The 24,952-nt window shown below is 66.9% G+C and carries 21 protein-coding genes, 1 tRNA gene and 2 pseudogenes; 10 read left to right on the top strand and 14 right to left on the bottom strand.

Translation table 11 applies throughout. From position 1 onward, the window contains the following. Position 1 precedes the first annotated feature (1 nt). The 6 genes from FG99_RS00390 to FG99_RS00365 form a co-directional block, all read right to left on the bottom strand. Positions 2–379, bottom strand: a complete 378-nt coding sequence (locus FG99_RS00390; RefSeq protein WP_081884530.1) for an NUDIX hydrolase — start codon at positions 377–379, stop codon at positions 2–4. Positions 380–779: 400 nt separating this feature from the next. Beyond that, positions 780–2,396, bottom strand: a complete 1,617-nt coding sequence (locus tag FG99_RS00385) for a gamma-glutamyltransferase family protein (protein ID WP_043266527.1) — start codon at positions 2,394–2,396, stop codon at positions 780–782. Positions 2,397–2,412: 16 nt separating this feature from the next. Beyond that, positions 2,413–3,192, bottom strand: coding sequence for an amino acid ABC transporter ATP-binding protein (locus FG99_RS00380; protein WP_009619668.1), 780 nt, complete (start codon positions 3,190–3,192; stop codon positions 2,413–2,415). Between the two features lies 1 nt (position 3,193). Next, positions 3,194–3,964 carry an amino acid ABC transporter permease gene (locus FG99_RS00375; protein WP_009619669.1) on the bottom strand — a complete coding sequence of 257 codons (771 nt, stop codon included), beginning with the start codon at positions 3,962–3,964 and terminating at the stop codon, positions 3,194–3,196. 16 nt (positions 3,965–3,980) lie between these two features. Then, positions 3,981–4,790, bottom strand: coding sequence for an ABC transporter substrate-binding protein (locus FG99_RS00370; RefSeq protein WP_043266525.1), 810 nt, complete (start codon positions 4,788–4,790; stop codon positions 3,981–3,983). A 60-nt stretch (positions 4,791–4,850) separates the two neighbouring features. Beyond that, a complete protein-coding gene (locus FG99_RS00365; RefSeq protein ID WP_043266523.1) occupies positions 4,851–5,519 on the bottom strand; it encodes a GntR family transcriptional regulator in 669 nt (222 codons plus the stop codon). 537 nt (positions 5,520–6,056) lie between these two features. On the opposite strand from FG99_RS00365, the gene uvrY reads away from it, so the two are divergent. From uvrY to FG99_RS00340, 5 genes and pseudogenes are all read left to right on the top strand, one after another. Continuing rightward, a complete protein-coding gene (uvrY, locus tag FG99_RS00360) occupies positions 6,057–6,701 on the top strand; it encodes a response regulator transcription factor GacA (RefSeq protein ID WP_009619673.1) in 645 nt (214 codons plus the stop codon). After that, the gene (gene uvrC, locus FG99_RS00355; RefSeq protein WP_043266521.1) at positions 6,702–8,528 is read left to right on the top strand and encodes an excinuclease ABC subunit UvrC; all 1,827 of its coding nucleotides are present in this window, start codon (positions 6,702–6,704) and stop codon (positions 8,526–8,528) included. It begins immediately after the preceding gene. Between the two features lie 34 nt (positions 8,529–8,562). Continuing rightward, positions 8,563–9,123 carry a CDP-diacylglycerol--glycerol-3-phosphate 3-phosphatidyltransferase gene (gene pgsA / locus FG99_RS00350; protein WP_009619678.1) on the top strand — a complete coding sequence of 187 codons (561 nt, stop codon included), beginning with the start codon at positions 8,563–8,565 and terminating at the stop codon, positions 9,121–9,123. 65 nt (positions 9,124–9,188) lie between these two features. After that, a tRNA-Gly gene (locus FG99_RS00345) sits at positions 9,189–9,264 on the top strand. Positions 9,265–9,490: 226 nt separating this feature from the next. Continuing rightward, positions 9,491–9,982, top strand: a pseudogene (locus FG99_RS00340) (tyrosine-type recombinase/integrase); the annotation flags it as partial. An 81-nt stretch (positions 9,983–10,063) separates the two neighbouring features. Here FG99_RS00340 and FG99_RS32685 read toward each other — a convergent pair. Beyond that, a pseudogene (locus tag FG99_RS32685) lies at positions 10,064–10,312 on the bottom strand (IS5/IS1182 family transposase); the annotation flags it as partial. 434 nt (positions 10,313–10,746) lie between these two features. Between FG99_RS32685 and FG99_RS00335 the strand changes: the two are divergent. From FG99_RS00335 to FG99_RS00325, 3 genes are all read left to right on the top strand, one after another. Further along, a complete protein-coding gene (locus FG99_RS00335; protein WP_197674176.1) occupies positions 10,747–11,817 on the top strand; it encodes an ABC transporter substrate-binding protein in 1,071 nt (356 codons plus the stop codon). Positions 11,818–11,937: 120 nt separating this feature from the next. Beyond that, positions 11,938–12,798 (top strand): ABC transporter permease, encoded by an 861-nt coding sequence (locus FG99_RS00330; RefSeq protein ID WP_009619743.1) that lies wholly within the window; start codon positions 11,938–11,940, stop codon positions 12,796–12,798. Then, on the top strand, positions 12,791–13,870 hold the full coding sequence (locus tag FG99_RS00325; RefSeq protein WP_043266515.1) for a quaternary amine ABC transporter ATP-binding protein: 1,080 nt from the start codon (positions 12,791–12,793) through the stop codon (positions 13,868–13,870). The genes FG99_RS00330 and FG99_RS00325 overlap by 8 nt, the downstream gene beginning before the upstream one ends. Before the next feature lie 693 nt (positions 13,871–14,563). On the opposite strand, the gene FG99_RS00320 is transcribed toward FG99_RS00325, so the two are convergent. The 7 genes from FG99_RS00320 to FG99_RS00290 all read right to left on the bottom strand — a co-directional run bounded on the left by FG99_RS00320 (position 14,564) and on the right by FG99_RS00290 (position 22,949). Further along, the gene (locus FG99_RS00320; RefSeq protein ID WP_043266513.1) at positions 14,564–15,514 is read right to left on the bottom strand and encodes an ornithine cyclodeaminase family protein; all 951 of its coding nucleotides are present in this window, start codon (positions 15,512–15,514) and stop codon (positions 14,564–14,566) included. 93 nt (positions 15,515–15,607) lie between these two features. Next, positions 15,608–16,660: a proline racemase family protein gene (locus FG99_RS00315; RefSeq protein ID WP_043266511.1), complete on the bottom strand. Its 1,053-nt coding sequence runs from the start codon at positions 16,658–16,660 to the stop codon at positions 15,608–15,610. Between the two features lie 100 nt (positions 16,661–16,760). Then, a complete protein-coding gene (locus FG99_RS00310) occupies positions 16,761–18,095 on the bottom strand; it encodes an MFS transporter (protein WP_043266509.1) in 1,335 nt (444 codons plus the stop codon). 385 nt (positions 18,096–18,480) lie between these two features. Next, positions 18,481–18,681, bottom strand: coding sequence for a tautomerase family protein (locus FG99_RS00305; protein ID WP_009619751.1), 201 nt, complete (start codon positions 18,679–18,681; stop codon positions 18,481–18,483). A 192-nt stretch (positions 18,682–18,873) separates the two neighbouring features. Continuing rightward, positions 18,874–20,325, bottom strand: coding sequence for an NADP-dependent succinate-semialdehyde dehydrogenase (gene gabD / locus FG99_RS00300; RefSeq protein ID WP_043266507.1), 1,452 nt, complete (start codon positions 20,323–20,325; stop codon positions 18,874–18,876). A 72-nt stretch (positions 20,326–20,397) separates the two neighbouring features. Beyond that, positions 20,398–22,041, bottom strand: coding sequence for an acetolactate synthase large subunit (locus FG99_RS00295; protein WP_043266505.1), 1,644 nt, complete (start codon positions 22,039–22,041; stop codon positions 20,398–20,400). Between the two features lie 125 nt (positions 22,042–22,166). Further along, positions 22,167–22,949 (bottom strand): NAD(P)-binding domain-containing protein, encoded by a 783-nt coding sequence (locus FG99_RS00290; RefSeq protein ID WP_043266504.1) that lies wholly within the window; start codon positions 22,947–22,949, stop codon positions 22,167–22,169. 262 nt (positions 22,950–23,211) lie between these two features. Here FG99_RS00290 and FG99_RS00285 point away from each other — a divergent pair, with 262 nt between their 5' ends. Both FG99_RS00285 and FG99_RS00280 read left to right on the top strand, forming a co-directional pair. Beyond that, positions 23,212–24,528 carry an NAD(P)/FAD-dependent oxidoreductase gene (locus FG99_RS00285; protein WP_043266502.1) on the top strand — a complete coding sequence of 439 codons (1,317 nt, stop codon included), beginning with the start codon at positions 23,212–23,214 and terminating at the stop codon, positions 24,526–24,528. 66 nt (positions 24,529–24,594) lie between these two features. Further along, complete coding sequence (locus tag FG99_RS00280) at positions 24,595–24,945, top strand: cupin domain-containing protein (protein ID WP_009619756.1); 351 nt, start codon at positions 24,595–24,597, stop codon at positions 24,943–24,945. Positions 24,946–24,952 lie beyond the last annotated feature (7 nt).

Below are 24,952 nucleotides of genomic sequence, written 5' to 3'. Positions count from 1 at the left end.
CTCACTGCGGCGGGCGCTGGTAGTCCTTGAGCAGGCGCTTGATGGCCTTGTTGACGTTGCGCTTGGCCAGTTCGTCCAGGGAGAACCAGCGGCAGTCGGCGATTTCGTTCTGCGGCTGGGGGTTCTGCGGCTCGGGCAGGGCCGTTTCGAACACGTAGTGGAGGGTCTGGTACAGCTCCAGCGGAGCGAGGTAGGCCATGGCCTCCACCTGCAGGCCGGTTTCTTCGGCCAGCTCGCGCTGGGCCGCCTGGCGCGGGGCCTCGTTGGCCTCGATGCGGCCACCGGGCAGGTTCCATTTGCGCCGGGCCTTGCGCACGAAAAGGATCTTGTCGTCCTGACGGCAGATCACTGTCGCCCGTTCCTTGATCGCACTACCCATGGGCACCCCCTGATACTGCTTGCCACATACATCTGTAATAGCAGACAACGCTTGTCATGAATTTGTCACAAAAAATGAGCAAGAACGGCGCCAGCCGGCGCGGCGCGCAGGATACGCAGGGGGGAAGGCAGCGTTCCATTTGAAACCGCTGATTCGGGCAATGGAAATTTCTGATCGGTCGGCGGGGGATGGGCGGTTTTGGGGCGCGGTGTTCCGGCTTGCGCCGAGGTGCCTTTCGTAGGATGGGTTGAGCTTGCGAAACCCATGCGGTCCCGGTGATGGGTATCGCTTCGCTCAACCCATCCTACGTGAATGACCGAGCGCCGGCCTTGCCGGCGAAATCGCGGATAAATCCCTACATGGGAATGGCATGGCGCGTAGGAGCGGACTCCGTCCGCGATCAGCACACCGCGATATGCGAATCCGCCCGCGGTTCGGTGCCGCCGCAGAGCACGCCGGTCTGCGGGTCGCGGACGATGATCTGGCCGCGGCCATAGTCGGTCAGGTCGCAGGCCACTTCCACCTCGTGGCCGCGGCGGGCCAGGGCGAAGGCGAGGTCGCGCGGGGCGCTCTGTTCTATACCCACCTTCATCCCGCCCAGCCACTGCCAGCGCGGGGCGTCCAGCGCGGCTTGCGGGTTGAGGCCGAAGTCCACCAGGTTCATCACCACCTGCACGTGGCCCTGGGGCTGCATGTAGCCGCCCATCACGCCGAAGGGGCCGACCGCCACGCCGTCCTTGCTGAGGAAGCCGGGGATGATGGTGTGGAAGGTCTGCTTGCCCGGGGCCAGGGCGTTGGCGTGGCCGGGGTCGAGGCTGAATTCCGAGCCGCGGTTCTGCAGGGCGATGCCGCTGTCGGGCAGCACCACGCCGGAGCCGAAGCCGTGGTAGGCGCTCTGGATGAAGGAGACCATGTTGCCTTCGCCGTCGGCGGTGGCGATGTACACGGTGCCGCTGGCGTGCGGGTCGCCGTGTTGCGGCGCCTGGGCGCGCTCGCCGATCTCGGCGCGGCGGCGCGCGGCGTAGTCTTCGCTCAGCAGGGCGCTGGCGGCCACGCGCATGTGCTCGGGGTCGGTGATGTAGTGCAGGCCGTCGGCGTAGGCCTTCTTCATCGCTTCCAACTGGCGGTGCCAGGTCAGTTGGCTGTCGCGCTGGTCGAAGTCGAAGCCCTGGAGGATGTTCAGCGTCATCAGGGCGATCAGGCCCTGGCCGCTGGGCGGGATTTCCCAGACGTCGTAGCCGCGGTAGTTGGCCTTGATCGGCTCGACCCATTTCGGCCGGTAGCCGGCCAGGTCCGCCGCGCCCAGGTGACCGCCGCTGGCCGCGGCGTGCGCCGCCAGGCGCTGGGCGATGGCGCCGCGGTAGAAGCTCTCGCACTTGGTCTCGGCCAGTTCGGCCAGGGTCCGCGCCTGGGCCGGGTTGCGGAACAGCTGGCCGGCGCGCGGCGCTTCGCCGTCGAGGGTGAAGGTGTCGAACCAGGCTTGCAGCACCGGCTCAGCGGCGCGGCTGGCCTGGTATTCGCGGCGGGCGATTTCCCACTGGTGAGCCACCACCGGCGACACCGGGAAGCCGTCGCGGGCCAGGGCGATGGCCGGTTGCAGCAAATCGGCGAAGGGCAGCTTGCCGAAGCGCGCGGACAGCTCGGCCCAGGCCGAGGGTATGCCCGGCACCGTGACCGGCAGCCAGCCGTGCACAGGCATTGTCGCGTGGCCGGCGGCCTTCACCGCGTCGATGGACAGCGAGGCGGGCGCGTGGCCGCTGGCGTCCAGGCCGTGCAACTGGTCCTTGACCCAGACCAGGGCGAAGGCGTCGCCGCCGATGGCGCAGCCGGTGGGCTCGACCACCGTCAGCGCCGCCGCGGTGGCGATGGCGGCGTCGATGGCGTTGCCGCCGGCGCGCAGCATGGCGATGCCGGCCTCGGCGGCCAGCGGCTGCGAGGCGGCGACCATGCCGTTGCGGGCGAACACGCTCTGGCGCTGGGAGGCGTAGGGGTATTCGTGGGCGGAGAAACGCAGCATGGAGGGCGTCCTTGAATCAGAGTACGCGGCTGAGGAATTCCCGCGTGCGCGGGTGGTGGGGGTTGCCGAACACCTGGGCCGGCGGGCCTTCTTCGATGAGTTCGCCCTGGTGCAGCACCACCACGCGGTCGGCCACTTCGCGGGCGAAGCCCATCTCGTGGGTCACCACCACCATGGTCATGCCTTCCTCGGCCAGTTCCTTCATCACCTGCAGCACCTCGCCCACGGTTTCCGGGTCCAGCGCGCTGGTGGGTTCGTCGAAGAGCATCGCCTGGGGCTTCATCGCCAGGGCGCGGGCGATGGCCACGCGCTGCTGCTGGCCGCCGGAGAGTTGCGCCGGGTAGTGCTCGGCCTTGTCCGCCAGGCGCACCCGGGCGAGCAGGCGGCGCGCCTGTTCGAGGGCTTCGCCGCGGGGCACGCCGAGCACCTGCACCGGCGCCTCGATGATGTTCTCCAGCACCGTCATGTGCGGGAACAGGTTGAAGCGCTGGAACACCATGCCGATGTCGCGGCGGCGGCGGGCGATGTTGCTTTCCGAGTCGCGCACCCGCTTGCCGTCGGCGCGCTCGCGGTAGCCCATCAGCGCGCCGTTGACGCGGATGCTGCCGCCCTGGATGTCTTCCAGGTGGTTGATGCAGCGGATGAAGGTGGTCTTGCCCGAGCCGGAGGCGCCGATCAGTACCACCACCTCGCCGCGGTGCACGTCCAGGGACACGCCCTTGAGGATCTCCAGCTCGCCGAAGGCCTTGTGCACGTCGCGGGCCTGGATCACCACGTCTTTCGCGGTCGGGATCATCTCAGCGCCCCCTCAGCAGTTTCATGGCCTGCTGGCCGAACATCCGGCTCGGCGCCGCCGGGGTGTTGCCCTCGGACTTGCCGAAGCGTTTCTCCAGCCAGCGCTGGAAGAAGCCCCAGAGGGTGGTCAGCAGCAGGAAGTAGATGGCCACCACCAGGTACAGCTCGAACACGCGGAAGGTCGCCGAGGTGACCATCTGGGTGCTCAGCAGCAGTTCCTGCACGCCGATCACGCTGACCAGGGTGGTGTTCTTCAGCATCACGTTGAACTCGTTGCCCAGCGGCGGGACGATGACGCGGAAGGCCTGGGGCAGGACGATGCGCCGCATCAGCTTGGCGAAGGTCATGCCCAGGGACTTGCCGGCCTCGTACTGGCCCTTGTCCACCGCGCCGATGCCGGCGCGGATGATCTCGGCCATGTAGGCGCCCTCGTTGAGGCCCAGGGCGATGATCGCCGCCTGGATGTTGCCGGGCAGGACGAACAGCCCCAGGTCCAGGTCCTCGAAGCGGAACACCCCGCCGGCGGCCAGCGCCGTGTAGAGGAAGACGATTTGCACCAGCAGCGGCGTGCCGCGCATCAGCCACACGTAGAAGCGCACCGGGTACTGCAGCAGCGGGTTGGACGACAGCCGCATCAGCGCCGCCAGCAGCCCGAGCACGCAGCCCAGGAGCATGGCGCTGACGGCGATCACGCAGGTCAGCCAGAGCCCGTACAGGTAGATGTCGCTCGGCTTGAGCAGGTATTGCCAGAACACGTCCCAACTGAAGTTCATGGTCGGTCACCTCGGCTCAGTCGAGCTTGTCGCCTTCGATGTGCCACTTGGCGAGCAGCGCCTGGTAGCTGCCGTCGGCCTGCATGTCCTGGATGATCTGCTGCACCGCCGCGCTGAGCTGCTTGTCTTCCTTGCGGATGCCCAGGCCGGTGAGGATGCGGGCGAAGGCCGGCACGCCGGTCTCGAACAGGTCCGGGGCCATGCCCTGGTAGTAGCCGGCGGTTTCCACGGTGGTGCCGTAGGCGTCGGCCTGCTGGATGCGCAGGGCCTGGAAGGCGTCGGTGTCGGTGTTGTAGACGATGACTTTCATCGGCGCCTTGCCGGCCTGCTTCAGCTTCTCGTTGTGGGCGTCGAGCAGGGTGCGGATGGTCGAGCCGTTGAGCACCGCGACCTTCTTCCCGGACAGGTCGTCGAGGGTGTGGATGCCCTTGGGGTTGCCCTTGGCGACCACCACAGCCTGGCTGGAATACATGTAGTTGACCATGTCGATCACTTCGCGCCGCTCGGGCTTGTCGAACAGCTGGTCCACCAGCATGTCGCACTGCCGGGCCAGCAGCGCCGGGATCAGCCCGGAGAAGGGCGTCACCCGCCATTCGATCTTCTTGTCGCCCAGGCGCTTGGCGATGGCTTCGCCGAGGTCGACGGTGACCCCGGTGAGCTTCTGCGAGGCGTCGTAGAAGCCCATGGGCGGGGAGTCCATGCCGCCGCAGAACACCACCTTGTCGGCGGTTTGCAGGCGGTCGGGGATTTTCACCGCGTCGGCGTGGGCCAGCGGGGCGGCCAGGCAGAGGGCGAGAAGGCACTGCGGGATCCTGCGTACGAACATGTTCAGCTCCAGTGGGCGAGGTTGCCGGGGCAGTTCAACGGGACAGGCGAAGCGCGGGTCTCAGGCGCCCTTTGCTTCGAGGAACTTCAGCAGCGAGGGCACCGTGCCCTCGATGTGCTCGCAGAGCACCCGCTCGGCTTCGCGGGCGTCGCCGCTGCGCAGCGCGTCGAGGATCACCGCGTGCTCCTCGCGGGCGCTCATCGGCTTGTCGACATGCTGCAGCCACAGGCGCATGTGCGGCTCGATCACCGAGTACAGGGCGTTGATCTGGCGCAGCAGGCGCGGGCGCTCGGCGAGGCTGCAGAGGTATTCGTGGAAGACGCGGTGGCGGCTGACCCACTCGGCGCTGTCGTCGCGGTAGTCGTCCATCTCGTCGAGCAGGCGTTCCAGGCGCCCCAGCTGGCGTTCGCCCAGCTTCGGCACGGCGAGGCGGATGGCCAGGCCTTCCAGGGCGCTGCGCATCTCGAAGACTTCGCGCATCTCCTCGATGTTCAGCCCGCTGACGATGGCGCCGCGGTTCGGCCGTAGCGTCACCAGGCCCTCGGCGGCCAGGCGGCGGAAGGCTTCGCGCACCGGCATGCGGCTCATGCCGATGTCGTTGGCGATGTCTTCGGCGATCAGGCGGTCGCCGGTGCGGTACTGGCCCTTGCAGATGGCGTCCAGCAGGTAGCTGTAGGCCTCTTCCTCGGCGGTCACGGGTTGGCGGTCGTAGTTGGGTACCAGGCGCATGGGGCGCTCCTTTTGGATTTTTGTATCCAATTATCCATAAATGCAATTAAGCAGATGCCGTGCCAGGATCGGTGATCGAGACACAAGCCGTTGATTCGCTGGTGATTTGGTTGGGATGGAGGAGGGTGGCGGGGGCTGGATGGGCATCGAACGGTAACGTCCGGCGCTCGTCGTGCGTCATGTTGATGCACGGCGGGCACTTTTGTAACGCGGGCGGACGTCCGTCAGGGCGGCGCCGGGGGATGTGCCGTGGCCGCGGCGGCGTGCGTCGATGCCTGGGTTGGCACTGTCAGCCCCGCTTCGCCCCGCGACAACCGGTCTCAGCCGAAAGAATGGTCGTGATGCCCATCCTTGACGCTTCGCTCGGCGCCTGGTCAGCTTGGCGCGGGCGCTTCGGGGGTGCTTGCTGGTTCGTTGGCGCTTGCAATTTGACAGCTGTGTTCCAAGCTAGGTCAGGGCATCGCTTTCTGTTAAGGTTCGCGGATTCGATGGCGCGCACAGCGCCGGATTCCACTCTAGTTATGCATGAGGTGCTGTGTGATCAAGGTGCTGGTGGTCGATGACCACGATCTGGTGCGCACCGGAATTACCCGCATGCTGGCCGACATCGAGGGCCTGCAGGTGGTGGGCCAGGCCGAATCCGGCGAGGACGCCCTGCGGCTGGCCCGGGAACTCAAGCCCGACGTCGTCCTGATGGACGTGAAGATGCCCGGCATCGGCGGCCTCGAAGCCACCCGCAAGCTGATGCGCAGCCAGCCGGACGTGCGCGTGCTGGCCGTGACCGTCTGCGAGGAAGACCCGTTCCCCACCCGCCTCATGCAGGCCGGCGCCTCCGGCTACCTGACCAAGGGCGCGGCGCTTGAGGAAATGGTCCAGGCCATCCGCCAGGTCTTCGCCGGGCAGCGCTACATCAGCCCGCAGATCGCCCAGAGCCTGGCGCTGAAGTCCTTCGAGCCGGAGAAGGGCGGTTCGCCGTTCGACTCGCTGTCCGAGCGCGAAATCCAGATCGCCCTGATGATCGCCAACTGCCACAAGGTGCAGAGCATCTCCGACAAGCTCTGCCTGTCGCCCAAGACGGTGAACACCTACCGCTACCGCATCTACGAGAAGCTCTCCATCACCAGCGACGTCGAGCTGGCGCTGCTGGCGGTGCGCCACGGCATGGTGGATGCCAGCAACTAGATGAGCGCGGTGTTCGATCCGGCGGCCTTCCTCGCCACCTGCAGCGGCCGCCCCGGTGTCTACCGGATGTTCGACGAGCAGGCCAAGCTGCTCTACGTCGGCAAGGCGAAGAACCTCAAGAAGCGCCTGGCCAGCTACTTCCGCAAGACCGGCCTGGCGCCCAAGACCGCCGCCCTGGTGGCGCGCATCGCCCAGGTCGAGACCACCATCACCGCCAACGAGACCGAGGCGCTGCTGCTGGAGCAGACGCTGATCAAGGAGTGGCGGCCGCCGTACAACATCCTCCTGCGCGACGACAAGTCCTACCCCTACGTCTACCTGTCCAGCGAGGACGAATACCCGCGCCTGGCCCTGCACCGCGGCGCCAAGAAGGCCAAGGGCCGCTACTTCGGGCCCTACCCGAGCGCCGGCGCCATCCGCGAGAGCCTGGCCCTGCTGCAGAAGGCCTTCCTGGTGCGGCAATGCGAGGACAGCTACTTCCGCAACCGCACCCGGCCCTGCCTGCAGTACCAGATCAAGCGCTGCAAGGGGCCCTGCGTCGGCCTGGTCGGCCCCGAGGAATACGCCCAGGACGTGCGCCATTCGGTGATGTTCCTCGAAGGCCGCAGCAACCAGCTGGCCGATGAGCTGAGCGCCGACATGGAGCAGGCGGCCATGCGCCTGGAGTTCGAGCGCGCCGCCGAGCTGCGCGACCAGGTGGCCATCCTGCGCCGCGTGCAGGACCAGCAGAGCATGGAGGGCGGCAACGGCGACGTCGACGTCATCGCCGCCATGGTCAACCCCGGCGGCGCCTGCGTGCACCTGATCAGCGTGCGCGGCGGGCGCGTGCTGGGCAGCAAGAACTTCTTCCCCCAGGTGGGCATAGAAGAGGAGGTCGACGAGGTGCTGCTGGCCTTCCTCGGCCAGTACTACCTGAGCCACCACGAGCGCGAGCTGCCGGCGGAGCTGATCGTCAACGCCGTGCACGAGGACTTCCCGGTGCTGATCGAGGCCATCGCCAGCGCCCGTGGCCGCGAACTGGAGATCAGCCATCGGGTGCGCGGCACCCGCGCGCGCTGGCAGCAACTGGCGATCACCAACGCCGAGCAGGCCCTGGCCGCGCGCCTGGCCAACCGCCAGCACGTCGCCGCGCGCTTCGAGGCCCTGGCCGAGGCGCTGGACCTGGACGAGCCGCCGCAGCGCCTGGAGTGCTTCGACATCAGCCATTCCAGCGGCGAGGCCACGGTGGCCTCCTGCGTGGTGTTCGGCCCCGAGGGCCCGCTGAAGTCCGACTACCGCCGCTTCAACATCGAGGGCATCACTGGCGGCGACGACTACGCCGCCATGCACCAGGCCCTGACGCGGCGCTTCAGCCGCCTGAAGGAGGGGGAGGGCAAGATGCCCGACATCCTCCTGGTGGACGGCGGCAAGGGCCAACTGGCCATGGCCCGGGAGGTGCTCCAGGAGCTGGCGGTGAGCGGGCTGATCCTGCTCGGCGTGGCCAAGGGCGTGACGCGCAAGCCGGGCCTGGAGACCCTCTACCTCAACGAGGCCGAGCACGAATTCACCCTGCCGGCGAATTCCCCGGCGCTGCACCTGATCCAGCAGATCCGCGACGAATCGCACCGCTTCGCCATCACCGGCCACCGCGCCCGCCGCGGCAAGGCCCGGCGCACCTCGACCCTGGAAGAGGTGCCGGGGGTAGGGCCCAAGCGCCGCCGCGAGCTGCTCAAGCATTTCGGTGGGTTGCAGGAGCTGGGCCGCGCCAGTATCGATGAGATCGCCAAGGCCCCGGGCATCAGCAAAAAGCTGGCCGAGCAGATTTATGCTGCCCTGCACAGCGAGTAGAATGCCGGGCTCAACTCACCGGCCAGTGGTCCCGATGAATATTCCGAACCTGCTCACACTGCTACGCGTCCTGCTCATCCCGATCTTCATCCTGCTGTTCTACATGCCGTTCCCGGGCAGCCACCTGGCCTCCAGTGCCGTCTTCGCCCTGGCCGCGGCGACCGACTGGCTGGACGGCTACCTGGCGCGCAAGCTGGGGCAGAGCACGCCCTTCGGCGCCTTCCTCGACCCGGTGGCGGACAAGCTGATGGTGGCGGTGGCGCTGGTGCTGTTGGTGGAAGAGCACGCCAACCTCTGGCTGACGCTGCCGGCGGTGATCATCATCGGCCGCGAGATCGTGGTCTCGGCGCTGCGCGAATGGATGGCCGAACTGGGCGCCCGCGCCCACGTCGCGGTATCCAACCTGGGCAAGTGGAAGACCGCCGCGCAGATGGCCGCGCTGGTGATCCTGCTGGCCAACGCCCCGGTGTTCACCTTCTGGGTGCTGCTGGGCTACGGGCTGCTGATCGTCGCCGCGGCCCTGACGCTGTGGTCCATGCTGCACTACCTGCTGGCCGCCTGGCCGCACCTGAGCACCACCCCGAAAGAGAAATAACTTTTTTTGAATCAAAGGGTTGACGAGGCTCCAGAAAAAGATAGAATGGCGCCCGTCAACACGACGCGGGAATAGCTCAGTTGGTAGAGCACGACCTTGCCAAGGTCGGGGTCGCGAGTTCGAGTCTCGTTTCCCGCTCCAAATATCGATCTGCAGATGTCCACTGGCATTTGCAAGTCACTGAAAAAAGGGCCGAAAGGCCCTTTTTTCGTTCTGGCGAAAACCACTGGAATCCACCCCCAGCCAGGACTTTCAAGTCCATTTTCAAGTACAGGCTTTCGGGGGAGGGCGCTTTCCGGATTCCTGCTGGAGGAGCGTGGTCGGCGAGACAAGCATCGGGTCCTGACTCTCTTTCAGGAGCCAGGTCATGGCACTCAAAGACATCGTCGTCCGGCAAGCCCGGGCTACCGGCAAGGACTACACCCTTCCTGATTTCGACGGCCTGTCCCTGGCCGTGTCCGCCAAGGGCAACAGGTCCTGGCATTTCCGCTACTACTGGGCTGCCAAGCAGCAGCGCATGTCCTTCGGAACCTATCCGGAGGTCAGCCTTCTCGAAGCGCGTGCGTTGCGCGACGAGGCGCGCGCGTTGCTGGCGAAAGGCATCAATCCCAAGATCGATCGCAAGCAGAAGTTCCGGGCTGTGTGCCTGGCTGCGGAAAGCAGCTTCGAATCGGTGTATCGGCAGTGGCTTGGCCACCGCGAACTGGAGCTCAAGGAGGGGTGGCAGAGTACGCTTTCGCAGATTCGGCGCATCTTCGGCAAGGACGTGCTCCCCACCCTGGGCTCGGTATCCATCTACAACGTCCGTCGTCCCGACTTGCTGGATGTGCTGGATCGGATCGAGCAGCGCAGGGCATTATTACCGGAGCTTTCGAGCAGCGCTCGCTAAGTACCAGGATCGCAATGGAGGTTCCCAGGGCCGAACTGGCGATTGCCATTGAATCTTGGTGGTCAGGCCACCTCGGCTACGCCCCAACGCATGATCTGGCGGCTCTTCCGGCCCCCTTTTCCCGGCGCCTGAAGAGGCTCGGGTTGCACGCACTGCGCTGGAGTCGATCATCCAGGTGTCCAGATCAAACAGACCTTCCTGATTCGACCGGACATGCAATCGCTCAAGTACTCGGTCAAACGTGCCCTCGTCTCGCCAATCACGGAACCGTTGATACATCGTCGACCAGGGGCCGAAGCGTAGCTACCAGCCAAGCGCAATGAGCGTGCGGCCGAAAGCTACCTGAACAAGATGCTCGAGCGTCTTGCTCGACTGATGATCGTGCGAGTAGAGCTTCCCAGCGGGTTTACATACAAACCGCAGCCACTGCGCCACGACGCCCGCAGGCCCCCCGCATCTGGCCTGCAGCACGGTGCAATGTGCGAATTCTGCCGGCAATCGTCCTTTTCCTTATAGGCCGCGTAGCCCTGGCCGCCTCAGAATCGATTCCGGTCAGGATTTCGTGAGCGGGGCGGGTCGCTCGGCCCGTCGATGGACTCCAATCGAAAGTCAGCCGTTACATCAGTGCTTGGCCCGGGAATGCCTGGTTTGCGCCAAGCGAATGCGGCCGGCGCTGTGGCTTGTGAAGTTGTTCCCCAAGTGCTCTTTCGGAAACTAGAAGAGGGTGGTCGTAAATGAAAACAACAAAACAAATGACCCTGGATTTTGCACAAGGAGCCGGTGCCGCAGGTAAGGGGGCGCACGCGATGAAAGCGCTGCTGTCCTGCACGCCGCTATTGTTGGGCCTGGCCGGGTTCGCGCCGCTTGCCCAGGCGGCGGAGTGCGGCACGGTGACGATCGCGAGCATGAACTGGGCCTCCGCCGAGCTGCTCGCCGAGGTGGACAAGTTCATTCTGCAGAACGGTTATGGCTGCGATGCCAGCATCGTGCTGGGCGATACCGTGCCGACCCTGACCTCGATGGCGGAGAAGGGCAAGCCGGACGTGGCGCCCGAATCCTGGACCAGCCTGCGGCCGCCCATCACGCAGAAGAACATCCAGGAAGGGAAGCTGCTGATCGCCGGCAAGGCCTTCACCGAAGGCGGCGTGCAGGGCATCTACATTCCCAGGTTCATCGTCGATGCCCATCCCGACATCAAGACCATCGCCGATGCCTTGAAGCACCCCGAACTCTTCCCCGACCCGGAAGACCCGTCGAAAGGCGCCTGGTCCGCGGGGCAGCAGGGCTGGGGCGGCACCGTCATCGCCAGCCAGTACTACAAGGCCTACAAGGCCAGGGACGCCGGCTTCAACCTGGTGGACACCGGCTCGGCGGCCGGCCACGACGGCTCTCTCATCCATGCCTACGAGCGCAAGAAGGGCTGGATCGGCTACTACTGGGAACCCACTTCGCTGCTTGGCAAATATGAAATGGTGCGACTGTCCTCGGGCGTTCCCTACGACGAGGCCGAGTGGAACCGTTGCAACAAAGTGGAGAAGTGCCCGGACCCGAAACCCAATGAATGGCCGGCCGATGAGGTCAACACCATCGTGACCAGGACATTCGCGGAGCACGCCGGCCCCGCCTACAAGTACCTCTCGACCCGCTCTTGGCCCAATGCGCTGGTCAACCGGATGCTGGCCTGGATGGCGGACAACCAGGCCACCGGCGAAGACGGCGCCAAGGCGTTCCTGAAGAGGAACCCGGATGTCTGGGTGAAGTGGGTCGACGCTGACGCTGCCGAGAAGATCAAGTCAGCTCTGTAATGCGCAGCATGGCGCGGTGCGTACCATTGCGCTGCGCCCTCTCGGCCGGGAGAAAACAAGAATGAGCCCGGCATATCGGAAAAGGGCAATCACATGAGCTGGTTTCAGGATTTTCCCCAGATGGACGATGACTCCCTGCGCAGCCTCAAGCAGGTCATCGACGAGGGCTTCCGTTCGTTCACCCGTGGCCATGGCGATAGCATCGAGAACTTCTTCGCCCCCCTGCAGAAGTTCCTGCTGCTGTCCGAGCGTTTCATGACGCAGACGCCCTGGCCGATCATCGTTCTCATCGTCCTGGCCATCGCCTGGGTCGCCAGCCGCAGCCTGAAGGTGGTGCTGGGCGCGCTCGCCACCCTGCTGGCGATCGGTTACTTCGGCATGTGGGACGACTCCATGCGCACGGTATCGATGATCTTCGTCTGCACCGTGCTATCGATCGCCATGGGCTTGCCGATCGGCATCCTGATGGCGCGCTCGGAACGCCTCCAGCGCCTGGTTAACCCGGTGCTCGACGTGATGCAGACCATGCCCAGCTTCGTCTACCTGATCCCCGTGGTCATGCTGCTGGGCATCGGCCGGGTGCCGGGGCTGATAGCGGTGGTCATCTATGCCATCCCGCCGATGATCCGCATGACCAACCTGGGCATCCGCCTGGTGGACAAGGACGTGCTCGAGGCGGCCGACGCCTTCGGTTCTTCCAGCTGGCAGAAGCTGCGGAACGTCCAGCTGCCCCTGGCGCTGCCGACCATCATGGCCGGCATCAACCAGACGATCATGATGGCCCTGGCCATGGTGGTCATCGCCTCGATGATCGGCGTGCAGGGCCTCGGCCAGCCGGTCCTGAAGGCGATCGCCAACCAGTACTTCACCCTCGGCATCTTCAACGGCCTGGCGATCGTCGGCATCGCCATCATCTTCGACCGGATCAGCCAGGCCTACGGGCAGCGGCTGCAGAAACACCTGGAGGTGGTCCATGGCTGAGCGGCAGTTCGACGGCATCAGCATCCGCAATCTCTACAAGATCTTCGGCCCGGACGCGGCGGCCCACGTCGAGGCGGTGAAGCAGGGCATGGGCAAGACCGAGCTGATGGAGCGCTTCGGCCACGTCCTGGGCCTGAAGGACATCAACCTGGACATGCCGGGGGGCTGCATCCAGGTGATCATGGGGCTGTCCGGCTCGGGCAAGTCCACGCTGATCCGCCACATCAACCGGCTGATCGACCCGACCGCGGGCGAGGTGCTGGTCAACGGCGTGGACGTGGTCAAGATGAGCCAGGCCGAGCTGCGCGGGTTCCGCCGCCAGCAGACCGCGATGGTGTTCCAGAAATTCGCGCTGCTGCCCCACCGCAACGTGATCGAGAACACCGTCTACGGCCTGGACATCCAGAAGCTGCCCCGCGCCAGGAGCCTGGACATCGCCATGCGCTGGATCGAGCGAGTGGGGCTCAAGGGCTTCGAGAAGAAGTACCCCAACCAGTTGTCCGGCGGCATGCAGCAGCGCGTGGGCCTGGCCCGCGCGCTGGCCAACGACGCGCCCGTGCTGCTGATGGACGAGGCCTATTCGGCGCTCGACCCGCTGATCCGCATGGACATGCAAAGCGTGCTGCTGGACCTGCAGAAGGAGATCAGGAAGACCATAGTATTCATCACTCACGACCTCGACGAGGCCCTGCGCCTGGGCGACCAGATCGCCATCCTGCGCGACGGCCAGGTCATCCAGCAGGGCAGCAGCCAGGACATCGTCCTGCGCCCCGCGGATGACTACGTGGCGAACTTCGTCAAGGAGGTCAACCGCGGCCGGGTGCTGCACGTCGAGGCGGTGATGACGCCGGCGCGCGCGGGCGCCGCTGCGAGCGGGATGACCATCCCCGCCGGCACCACGGTGGAGGAGGCGGTGCGCACGCTGGCGCTGGCGCCGGACGGCGACGTCACGGTGGTCTCGCCGGGCGGGAAGCCGCTGGGCACCGTGACCTTCCGCCGGCTGGCGGAGGCCATGGTCAATGCGCGGGAGCTGCCGAACCCGCGCAGCCAGGGGGTGGCGGCGGTGCGCTGAGTCTGCTCGGGAGCTCGAGTCCCTTTGCGCCCGTAATGCTGTTCATTCAAGCGCTGCCCTGGTTCAGCGAAGGTGTTCCAATACTGGCTCCGCCCCTCACCCCAACCCTCTCCCAAAGGGAGAGGGGGCCGTTCGGAGTGGACGGTGAATGCTGAGTCATCCTGATCACGGTTATCCGCCGTTAGCCGTGCCACCAGGGTGACCGGCGTGGCCGGTGAGTCCAATCGCGGACAGAGTCCGCTCCTACGCCCGCCGGCAAACCACCCCGTAGGATGGTGTTGAGCGAAGCGATACCCATCACCCCGACCGCATGGGTTTCGCCAAGGCTCAACCCATCCTACGAAGAGCGCCTCGGCGCAGCCGGCAAGACAGTTGCTCCTACACCTTCCGGCAACTATGACGCCGCGTAGGATGGCGTTGAGCGAAGCGATACCCATCACCACGACCGCATGGGTTTCGCCAAGGCTCAACCCGTCCTACGAAGAGCATCTCGGCAAAGTCGGCAAGACAGTTGCTCCTACACCTTCCGGCAAATATGACGCCGCGTAGGATGGTGTTGAGCGAAGCGATACCCATCACCCCGACCGCATGGGTTTCGCCAAGGCTCAACCCATCCTACGAAGAGCGCCTCGGCGCAGCCGGCAAGACTGTTGCTCCTACGTCCGTGCTTCCTGGAACCGAGCGGACTCCGCCCTATGCACCCAGGCCCTTCGCCTGGGCTTTCAGCCGGCTCAGGGCGTACTGGCCGACGACCAGGTCCAGGTGGGCGCCGCCGGCGTTCTTGTACAGCGTGCGGTCCGTGGCGGCGCGGGCGAAGGGGGAGCGCTGGCACAGGTCGTAGAGATCGCCCTCGATCTGCCCGGGCTGGATGACGCCGGCCTGCAGCGGCCCCAGGATGTCGCCCGCGCAGGCCGCGCTGCCCTGGTCGTCGACGAAGATACGTGCGTTGGCCACCGCCTGGTCGTCCGCCTCGCGCATGTCCGCGCGGTAGCCGCCGACGAGGTCGAGGTGGGTGCCGGGGCGCACCAGTTCGCCGCGGATCAGCGGGGTGGGGGCGCTGGTGGCGGAGGCGATGATGTCGGCGCGGGCCACGGCCGGGTCGAGGTCGTCGACGATCCGCGCGTTCACGCCCCTGGCCTGGAGTTCGGCGCAGGTCGCCATGAGCTTCGCGGCCGTGCGGTTCCACAGCAGCACCTCGCGGAGGGATGGGCGGATGTGCAGGTAGGCGTCCGCCAGGGCCTGGGCGATGGGCCCGGCGCCCATGACCAGCAGCACGGCGCTGTCCTCGCGGCTCAGCTTGCGGGCGGCCAGCGCCGAATCCGCGGCGGTTTTCCAGCGGGTGATCTCGGGGCCGTCGAGGATGGCGGCGATGGCCTTGGTGGCCTCGTCGATGACGATGAAGGCCGCCTGCTCGGTCGGCACCGGCGGCGTCGCGGCGTTGCCGGCGGGGTAGATGGAGCAGACCTTCACCCCGGCGCCGTAGCCGGGCAGCACCACGCCGCGGCTGAACAGGCCGTATTCGGCGTCGCCGATGAAGTAGCTGTCGCCGGCGGGGCGCGCGCCCAGGTGCGCCTGCTGCAGCGCCTGCAGCACGCCTTCCCAGTCCAGCAACGCGCGGATCTGCGCGGCGTCGATCATTTGCATTCTTCCATCCTCCTGGATGCCTGGCTGAAAAACGCCGAGGGCGCCTTCGGCTGGGAAGGCGCCCTCGGGGTGGAGCATGAACGACGGGGGCACTCAAGCCCAGATGTCACCTATGGTGAAGCCCTCGGTGAAGGGATCGTCGTGGTCCAGCACGAAGGTGTTGATTCCGTAGATCCAGCTCTTGCCGGTGATGGTGGGGACCACCGCCTTGCGCTCGCCGATGCGGGCTTCCTCGATCAGCCGGCCGGTGTAGATGTTGCCGACGATGCCCTGGTGGCGGAAGTCCCGGTCCAGCGGCAGCTCGCCCTTGGCGTGCAGGGTGGCCATCTTGGCGCAGGTGCCGGTGCCGCAGGGGCAGCGGTCCAGCGCGCCGGTCCAGGTCGCCGGGTCGTCCCAGGAGAACTCGCCCGAGGCCATGGTCACCACGTTCTTCCAGTCGGCCCTGGGGTCGTCGCTGGGCCCGGACAGCTGCGAGATGGTGATGCCGATGCCCGGGTAGTCGGGGTGCGCCACCGGCAGTTGCTCGATGGCCGCCTGGCGGATCATCGAGGAGATGCGGGCGATCTCGGCGCCGTGCTGCGGGATCAGTTCCAGGCCCTTGAACTGGCGGACGTCGGCGATGACGTAGAACATCCCGCCCCAGCCCACGTCGACCTTGACCTTGCCCAGGTGCGGCACGTCGATGGTCGCGTCCAGGTGCGCGGCGAAGGCCGGCACGTTCTGGAAGGTGACGCCCCTGACCTTGCCGTCCTTGCACTCGGCCTTCACCCGGATCAGCCCGGCGGGGGCCTCCAGCACCAGTTCGGTGACCGGTTCGCGCATCGGCAGCATGCCCATCTCCAGCAGCACGGTCACCACCGAGATGGTGTTGCCGCCGGACATCACCGGGTACTCGATCTGCTCCATGATGATGTAGCCGGCGTCGGCTTCCGGGTGCGTCGGCGGCACTATGATGTTGCAGCAGTGCGCCGGGTAGCCCCGCGGCTCGCGCAGCATCAGCTTGCGCAACTGGTCGTCGTTTTCCTCCAGCCACTTCATCTTCTCGTAGACGCTGTTGCCGGGGATGTGCGGGACGCCGCCGGTGATGACGCGCATGGGCGTGCCGGCGTGGGTGTCCACCGCGTGGATCGTTCTCTTGAATGCCATCTTTTCTACCTGTACGTCTGCGGGCGGGGCCCGGGGTCGAGGTTCCGTCCGACGGCAGGAGGCCCGCCATGCGCGGGCCCGTGCTGCCTGTCGGCCGGGTTCAGTAGCTGAGCGAGCTGGCCTGGTGCAGGTCCAGGGAACGGGTTTCCGGGGCCATCAGCCAGGTGACGAAGAGGCCCACCATGGAGACGCCGAAGGCCACGAACATGGTGTTGGCGATGCCGATGCCGTCCAGCGACAGGGGCACCAGGTAGGTGCCGACGGCCGCGCCGATGCGCGACAGCGAGGTCGCCAGGCCCACCGCCGAACCGCGGATGGAGGTGGGGAACAGCTCGTTGGGGTACACGTACTGCAGCACCTGGGCGCCGCCGATGAACAGCGCGTAGCTGCCGAACAGCACCAGCGTGAGCAGGGCCGCGCCGTCCGGGCACAGGCCCAGCAGCAACAGGGCCAGGCCCGACCAGAGGAAGCTGTGCATGAGCATGTTGCGCCGGCCCAGCGGGTTGATCAGGCGGACGCCCAGCAGGCAGCCGAAGACGAACATCACGGTGATGGCCACCGCGCCCCAGGCCGCCAGCTCGCCGGTCAGGCCCATGGTGCTGAGGATTTTCGGGGCGAAGGCGTAGATGGCGAACTGCGGGATGATCGAGCAGGTCCAGAAGATGCTGACGAAGAAGATGCGCTTGCCGTAGTTGGAGTGGAACAGCGACCAGACCGAGACGTGCTGCTCCGGGGTCTTCTCCGGCAGGTTGCGCACCGAGTACTGCTCGCCATAGACCTTCTTGATCACCTGGTCGGCCTCCTGCACGCGGCCCTTGCTCAGCAGCCAGCGGGCCGACTCGGGGGTGCCGGCGCGCATGACCAGGAACAGCACCGCCGGCACCACCGCGCTGGCCAGGGCCCAGCGCCAGGCGTCCGGGCCGGCGCTGCGCAGGATCAGCTCGCCGGCGATGTAGGCCACGGCGGCGCCGACGAACCACATCATCACCAGGCTGGCGAGGATGGAGCCGCGCTGTTTCTTCGGCAGGAACTCGGCCAGCAGGGAAGTGGCCAGCGGGTGGTCGGCGCCGATGGCGACGCCGAGCATCAGGCGCAGGGCGATCAGCGACCAGGCGGAGGCGACCCAGAACTGGCACAGGGAGAACAGTGCCAGGACCACCAGCACCAGCACGTACAGCGTCTTGCGCCCGAGCCGGTCGGTGAACAGGCCGCCGACGAAGCCGCCGAAGAACATGCCCACCAGCGAGGCCGCGGCGATCATGCCTTCCTGCAACGAACTCAGCTGCAGCGCCTGGCTCAGTTGCACCATCACCACGCCGATGATGCTCAGTATGTAGCCGTCGAGGAATGGGGCGCCGGAAGAATAGATCGCCAGCTTCTTGTGGAAGCTGTTCAGCGATGCATCTTCCAATGAAATCTTGTGATTGTTGGACATGGAGCCTCCGTCAGCGCTCAGCATGCTTGTCCATGGGGGGCCGGACAAGGCTTGCCGGCGGAACAAACAGCTGTTTCTTGTTGGAATTGTTCAGTGGCTTTATCTGCACGAGTGCATCGGCCCGGCACGGCCACGGGAAGTCGCGCCGACGCTTGCCGGCGCGGCCCTGCATCCTTTCTTTTCCTGGCGTACAGATACGAACCACAGCCTGGTCAGCACTATCTCACCGAGGGCTTTGGCGGCCATATAACAGGCCTGACTACTTATAGGAGATTCCTTCTGGAGGGCCGCGGGCGCTCTGGCTCGCGGGCTGCAGGCCGCGCCGGGCGGGGCCTGCAGGGGGGCGGGAAGGGCGCCGCGACGCCGGGCGCCGCGGCGCAACCCGCTAGGCCGGATCCTCGCCGGGCCGGGCGAACAGCTCGCCGGCCACCGCCCAGTCGCAGGGGCTGACGTTCTCGAAGACGACGTGGATCCACTGGCTGTCCATGCCGGTCTTCTCGGCCAGTACGCGGGTGAACTCCGCGGCGACTTCCGCCTTCACGGAGTCGCTCTTGTCATTGAACCAGGTGACGCGGATTACGGGCATGGGCAAGTTCCTCGGTTTGTCTGCCGTTGGTTCGGCGGGAGAGGGCATGATTCAGCGAGGCGTGAGTGCGGGATATAAGAACAAAGACAATTAATGCGATATTGAAAACGGCGGCCCGAAAATAAAAAACGCCAGTGGCGACTCCCGGTGCGCCACTGGCGGAAAGTTGTCAGCTGAACTTGTGCCGAAGGCTCACTGGATATTCAGGCACAGGTATTTGATTTCCAGATAGTCCTCGATGCCGTACCTGGAACCTTCGCGGCCCAGGCCCGAAGCCTTGATGCCGCCGAAGGGCGCCACCTCGTTGGAGATCAGCCCGGTGTTGATGCCCACCATGCCGTATTCCAGGGCCTCGGCCACGCGGAACACGCGGCCCAGGTCGCGGGCGTAGAAGTAGGAGGCCAGGCCGAACTCGGTGTCGTTGGCCATGGCGATGACCTCGGCCTCGTCCTTGAAGCGGAACAGCGGCGCCAGCGGGCCGAAGGTCTCTTCCTTGGCGACGGCAGCGTCCTTCGGCACGTCGACCAGAATGGTCGGCTCGAAGAAGGTGCCGCCCAGGGCGTGGGGCTTGCCGCCGGCGACCACTTTCGCGCCCTTGCTCACCGCGTCGGCGATGTGTTCCTCGACCTTGGCCACGGCCTTGGCGTCGATCAGCGGGCCGGTGGTGATGCCCTGCTCCAGGCCGTTGCCGATGTTCAGCTTGGCGACCGCCGCCTTGAGTTTTTCGACGAAGGCGTCGTACACGCCGTCCTGGATGTACAGGCGGTTGGCGCAGACGCAGGTCTGGCCGTTGTTGCGGTACTTGGAGATCAGCGCGCCTTCCACGGCGGCGTCCAGGTCGGCGTCGTCGAAGACGATGAAGGGCGCGTTGCCGCCCAGTTCCAGGGAGACCTTCTTGATGTCCTGGGCGCACTCGGCCATCAGTTGGCGGCCGATCTCGGTGGAGCCGGTGAAGCTCAGCTTGCGCACGATGGGGTTGCCGGTCAGCTCGCCGCCGACTTCGCCGGCGCTGCCGGTGACCACGCTGAACACGCCTTTCGGAATGCCGGCGCGCTCGGCCAGCTCGGCCAGGGCCAGGGCGGAATACGGCGTCTGCGAAGCGGGCTTGAGCACCATGGTGCAGCCGGCGGCCAGGGCCGGGCCGGCTTTACGGGTGATCATCGCCGAGGGGAAGTTCCACGGGGTGATGGCGGCGGTGACGCCGATGGGCTGCTTGATCACCATCAGGCGCTTGTCCGGCTGGTGGCCGGGGATCATGTCGCCGTAGACGCGCTTGGCTTCCTCGCCGAACCATTCGAAGAAGGACGCGGCATAGGCGATCTCGCCCTTGGCCTCGGCCAGCGGCTTGCCCTGTTCCTGGGTCAGCAGGCGGCCCAGGTCGTCCTGGTGCTCGATCATCAGTTCGAACCAGCGGCGCAGCTTGTTGGCGCGCTCCTTGGCGGTCAGCGCGCGCCAGGCCGGCAGGGCGCGGTCGGCGGCCTCAATGGCGCGGCGCGTCTCGGCGGCGCCCATCTTCGGCACGCTGCCGATGATCTCGTTAGTCGCCGGGTTGTTGACCTTGAGGGTCTGGCCGTTGTCGGCGTCCACCCAGGCGCCGTCGATGTAGGCCTGCTGGCGGAAGAGCGAAGGGTCTTTCAGTTGCATGCAATGCTCCTGTGGATTCGAGTGGGCGAAGGCTGGCCAGCGGCCCGGGGCGGGCCGCTGCGTCCATGGGGGTCAGACTTCCGAGCTGCGGGTTCTGAGCTCGATGTTGAGGATGCGGTCGTTCTCCGAGTAGTCCACCGGGCAGTCGATGACGTGCACCCCGGGCGTGCTCAGGCAGCGCTCCAGCAGCGGCAGGAAGCCCTCCGCGCTTTCCACCCGGTGGCCCTGGGCGCCGTAGGCCCGGGCGTACTGCACGAAGTCCGGGTTGCCGTAGTCCAGGCCGAAGTCGCTGAAGCCCATGTTCGCCTGCTTCCAGCGGATCATCCCGTAGCCGTCGTCGCGCAGGATGACGACCGTGAGGTTCATCTCCAGGCGCACCGCGGTTTCCAGTTCCTGGCTGTTCATCATGAAGCCGCCGTCGCCGCACACTGCGAGGATGCGCCGCTGCGGGTACACCAGGTGCGCGGCCATGGCCGAGGGCAGGCCGGCGCCCATGGTCGCCAGGGCGTTGTCCAGCAGCACGGTGTTGGGCATGTGCGCCTTGTAGTTGCGGGCGAACCAGATCTTGTAGATGCCGTTGTCCAGGGCCACGATGCCGTCCGACGGCAGCGCGCGGCGCACGTCGGCCACCAGGCGTTGCGGGTACAGCGGGAAGCGGGCGTCGTCGGCGCCTTCGGCGACCTGGGCCTCGTTGGCCTCGCGGATCGCCAGCAGGCGGCCGAAGTCCCAGTGCGAGGTGTCGCGCAGCGCCTCGCCGATCTGCCACACGGCGTTGGCGATGTCGCCGATCACTTCCACCTGCGGGAAGTACACCGGGTCCACCTCGGCCGAGCGGAAGTTCACGTGGATCACCTCGGTGCCGCCGCGGACCATGAAGAACGGCGGCTTCTCGATCACGTCGTGGCCGATGTTGACGATCAGGTCGGCGGCCTCCACCGCGCGGTGCACGAAGTCGCCGGAGGACAGCGCGGCGTTGCCGAGGAAGCGCGGGTGGCGCTCGTCCACCACGCCCTTGCCCATCTGGGTGGTGACGAAGGGGATGCCGGTCTTGTCGATCAGCTGCTTGAGGACCTTGGCGGTCATCTTGCGGTTGGCCCCGGCGCCGATCACCAGGATCGGGCTGCGCGCGGCCTGCAGTTTCTCCACCGCGGCCTCGATGGACTTGTGCTCGGCCAGCGGGCGGCGCGACAGGCTGCGCGGGATGGGCAGGCTGTCGGTCTGCTCGGCGGCGACGTCCTCGGGCAGCTCCAGGTGCACGGCGCCGGGCTTCTCTTCCTCGGCCAGGCGGAAGGCCTCGCGCACGCGGGAGGGGATGTTGTCGGCCGAGGCCAACTGGTGGGTGTACTTGGTCAGCGGCTGCATCATGCCGACCACGTCGAGGATCTGGAAGCGGCCCTGCTTGGACTTCTTGATCGGCTTCTGCCCGGTGATCATCAGCATCGGCATGCCGCCCAGGTAGGCGTAGGCGCCGGCGGTGACCAGGTTGGTGGCGCCGGGGCCGAGGGTCGACAGGCTCACCCCGGTCTTGCCGGTCAGGCGGCCGTAGGTGGCGGCCATGAAGCCGGCGGACTGCTCGTGGCGCGTCAGCACCAGCCTGATCGTCGACTTGCGCAGGGATTCCAGCAGGTCGAGGTTCTCCTCGCCGGGAATGCCGAAGACATATTCGACGCCTTCGTTCTCCAGGCATTGCACAACCACATCGGCGGCCTTGGCCATCTTGCTTGCTACCTCGGTATTTCGGGGAGTGGAGGGTTGGGCGGCGGCGCGGCGCCACCCGGTGGAGCATAGGCCCGCTGGCGCGAAGGGCGCGGCGTTGCGCCAAACGGTCGCGGGCGGGGGCGCTAGGCGCCGGGCCCGCTCGAGCGGGTCAGCAGCGCGTCCAGCACCACTTCGCAAGCGGCGCCCCAGTGGGCGTTGGCCTGCAGGTGGTTGAGCATGTCCAGCCCGTTGGCGGTGTAGGTGCCGGGCGTGGCGATGGCCTGGCCGAGGGTCCTGAGGTCGACGCCGGGATGGTGGCGGGCGCTGGCGATGCAGTCCTGCATGTTGTCCAGCACCAGGCTGCGCGCCTTGTCGGCGGGCAGGCCCTTTTCCACCAGCCATTGCTGCAGGTCGTGGAGGAAGAAGTAGAACCAGCCGTTCATGCAGGCGGCCACGGTGGCCAGTTCGAAGTCGGCTTCCTCCTGCAGCACCACCAGATGCCCGAGCGCTCGCAGCGCCCGCTCGGTGGCCGCATCCGGCGGGCAGACCACCACGGTCGACTGGTTGAACTGCGCCGCATAGGAAAGCATCGCCCGCACGCAGCGGGCCCCGGGGAAGTGCCCGGCCAGTTGCCCCAGGCCGACGCCGGCGACCAGCGAAACCAGCTTGCGCCCCGGCGGCACCCGCACCTCGTCGGCCAGCGCCGCCAGGGCGTCGGGGCGCACGCCGACGACCAGCAGTTCGGCCGCGTCGACCACCGCCTGGTTGCTGTCCATCACCTGCGCGCGGCAGTCCGCGGCCAGTTGGGCGGAGCGCTCGTGGTTGCGCGGCGACAGCAGGATGCGCCCGTCGAAACCGCTGCGGCGCAGGCCGCGCACGACCTTCTCGGTCAGCTCGCCCACGCCCAGTATGCCAAGGCTGTGCATGATTACCCCCTTTGCCGCGGCACGCGCGGCGTGCCTGGCTCTCGATTCGATCGGCCCACTATCTCACCCGCGCGCCGGCTTGCCATATAACGACCGGGACAAGTGATAGGACGTTCGCGGCCGCGGGATCGGCGGGCAGGGGAGCTGGGCACGGCCGGCGTGGGCGGGCGAGGGGAAACCTGCTGGCAATCGTCCTTTTCGTTATAGGCGCCGGGCTGGCGCGCGCTCCAGAATTCGCCATCCGTTGTGAGAGCAGAACACCGTGAAAATACAAGAAACCCCTGCTGACGATAATGGCTGCGGCTGGTTCCACCTCAGCCCCCCGCGCACCCCGCGGGCCGCCCGCGGCGGCCAGGTGCGGGTGCGCTGGGCGGTGGTCGGGGCGGGCCTGACCGGGCTTGCCGCCGCGCGCCAACTGGCGTTGAACTTCCCGGCCGACGAGGTCGTGCTGCTGGAGGCCCAGGAGGTGGGCTTCGGCTCGTCCGGGCGCAACTCCGGTTTCGCCATCGACCTGCCCCATGACATAGGTGCGCCCGACTACATCGGCGATCCGGCCATTGCGCGGATGAGCCTGAAGCTGAACCTGTTCGCCCAGGGCGTGATCACCTCGCTGGTGGCGCGGCACGGCATCGACTGCCAGCTCAAGCCGGTGGGCAAGTACCAGGCGGCGGTGGAGGACAAGGGCCTGCGGGTGCTGGAAGCCTACAAGAGCGGCCTGGAGAAGCTCGGCCAGGCCTACCAGATCATCGAGGCCGACGAGCTGCCCGCGCACCTGGGCACTTCCTTCTACCGCCGCGCGCTGTACACCCCCGGCACCCTGCTGTTGCAGCCGGCGAGCCTGGTGAAGGGCCTGGCCGACAGCCTGCCGGCCAACGTCTCGCTGTTCGAGCGCTGCGCCGTCACCGAGGTGGACTACCGTGGGCCGATCACCCTGCGCCACGCCATGGGCAGCGTGGTTGCCGACAAGCTGGTGCTCGCCAACAACGCCTTCGCCACCCAGTTCGGCTTCCTCAAGGGGCGCCTGCTGCCGGTGTTCACCTACGCCAGCATGACCCGCCCGCTGAGCGTGGAAGAGCAGGCGCGGCTGGGCGGCAAGCCGGTCTGGGGGATCATCCCCGCCGACCCCTTCGGTAGCACCCTGCGGCGTACCCCGGACCAGCGCCTGCTGGTGCGCAACAGCTTCAGCTTCAACCCCAGCGGCAAGATCGACGCGCGCCTGCTGGCACGGGCCGCGGCGGCCCAGCGGCGCTCCTTCGAGCATCGCTTCCCGATGCTGCCGGGCGTGGCGTTCGACTACACCTGGGGCGGCGCCATGGGCATGACGCGCAACCACGCAGGCCACTTCGGCGAGCTGGCGCCCAACGTCTACGGCGCGCTGGGCTGCAACGGCCTGGGCATCACCCGCGGCACCGGCACCGGCACGCTGCTGGCCGACTGGCTGGCCGGCCAGCGCAACGAACTGATCGACTTCCTGCTCGCCAGCGCGGGGCCCAGCCGCAACCCGCCGCAGCCGTTCCTGTCCCTCGGCGTCAACGCCAGCCTGTGCTGGGGCCAGCACCGCGCCGGCCTGGAAAGCTGACGGCGCGCAACCCTTACGAATCCGCCCGGGCAGGCCCCGGGCACCCCTTGAAGAGGAACCGAACCCATGGCCGTCAAACCGACCCTGATCAAGAACGCCGCGCAATCGCCCATGGGCGAACCGACCCCGGCCAAGCTGCCGGTCGGCGACCTCGTCGCCCAGGCCCGCCTGGGGCAGGACGTCACCCTGGAGGCGTCCTCCGCCTCGGTGGGCGTCTGGGAAAGCAGCCCGGGGGTATTCCGCCGGCACATCATGAACCGCGAGTTCAGCCACGTCGTTTCCGGCTGGTGCATCTTCACCCCCGACGGCGGCGAGCCGCTGGAGCTGCGCGCCGGCGACGCGGTGTTCTTCCCGGCCAACTGCGAAGGCGTGTGGGACATCCGCGAACCCTTCCGCAAGACCTACGTGATCTTCTGAGGCGCCG

Origin of the sequence: Pseudomonas sp. AAC, assembly GCF_000725445.1 — a bacterium.
Taxonomy (GTDB): domain Bacteria; phylum Pseudomonadota; class Gammaproteobacteria; order Pseudomonadales; family Pseudomonadaceae; genus Pseudomonas; species Pseudomonas citronellolis.
Note: the sequence above shows the minus strand (reverse complement) of the source record. Positions and strands in the feature narration are given on the sequence as shown.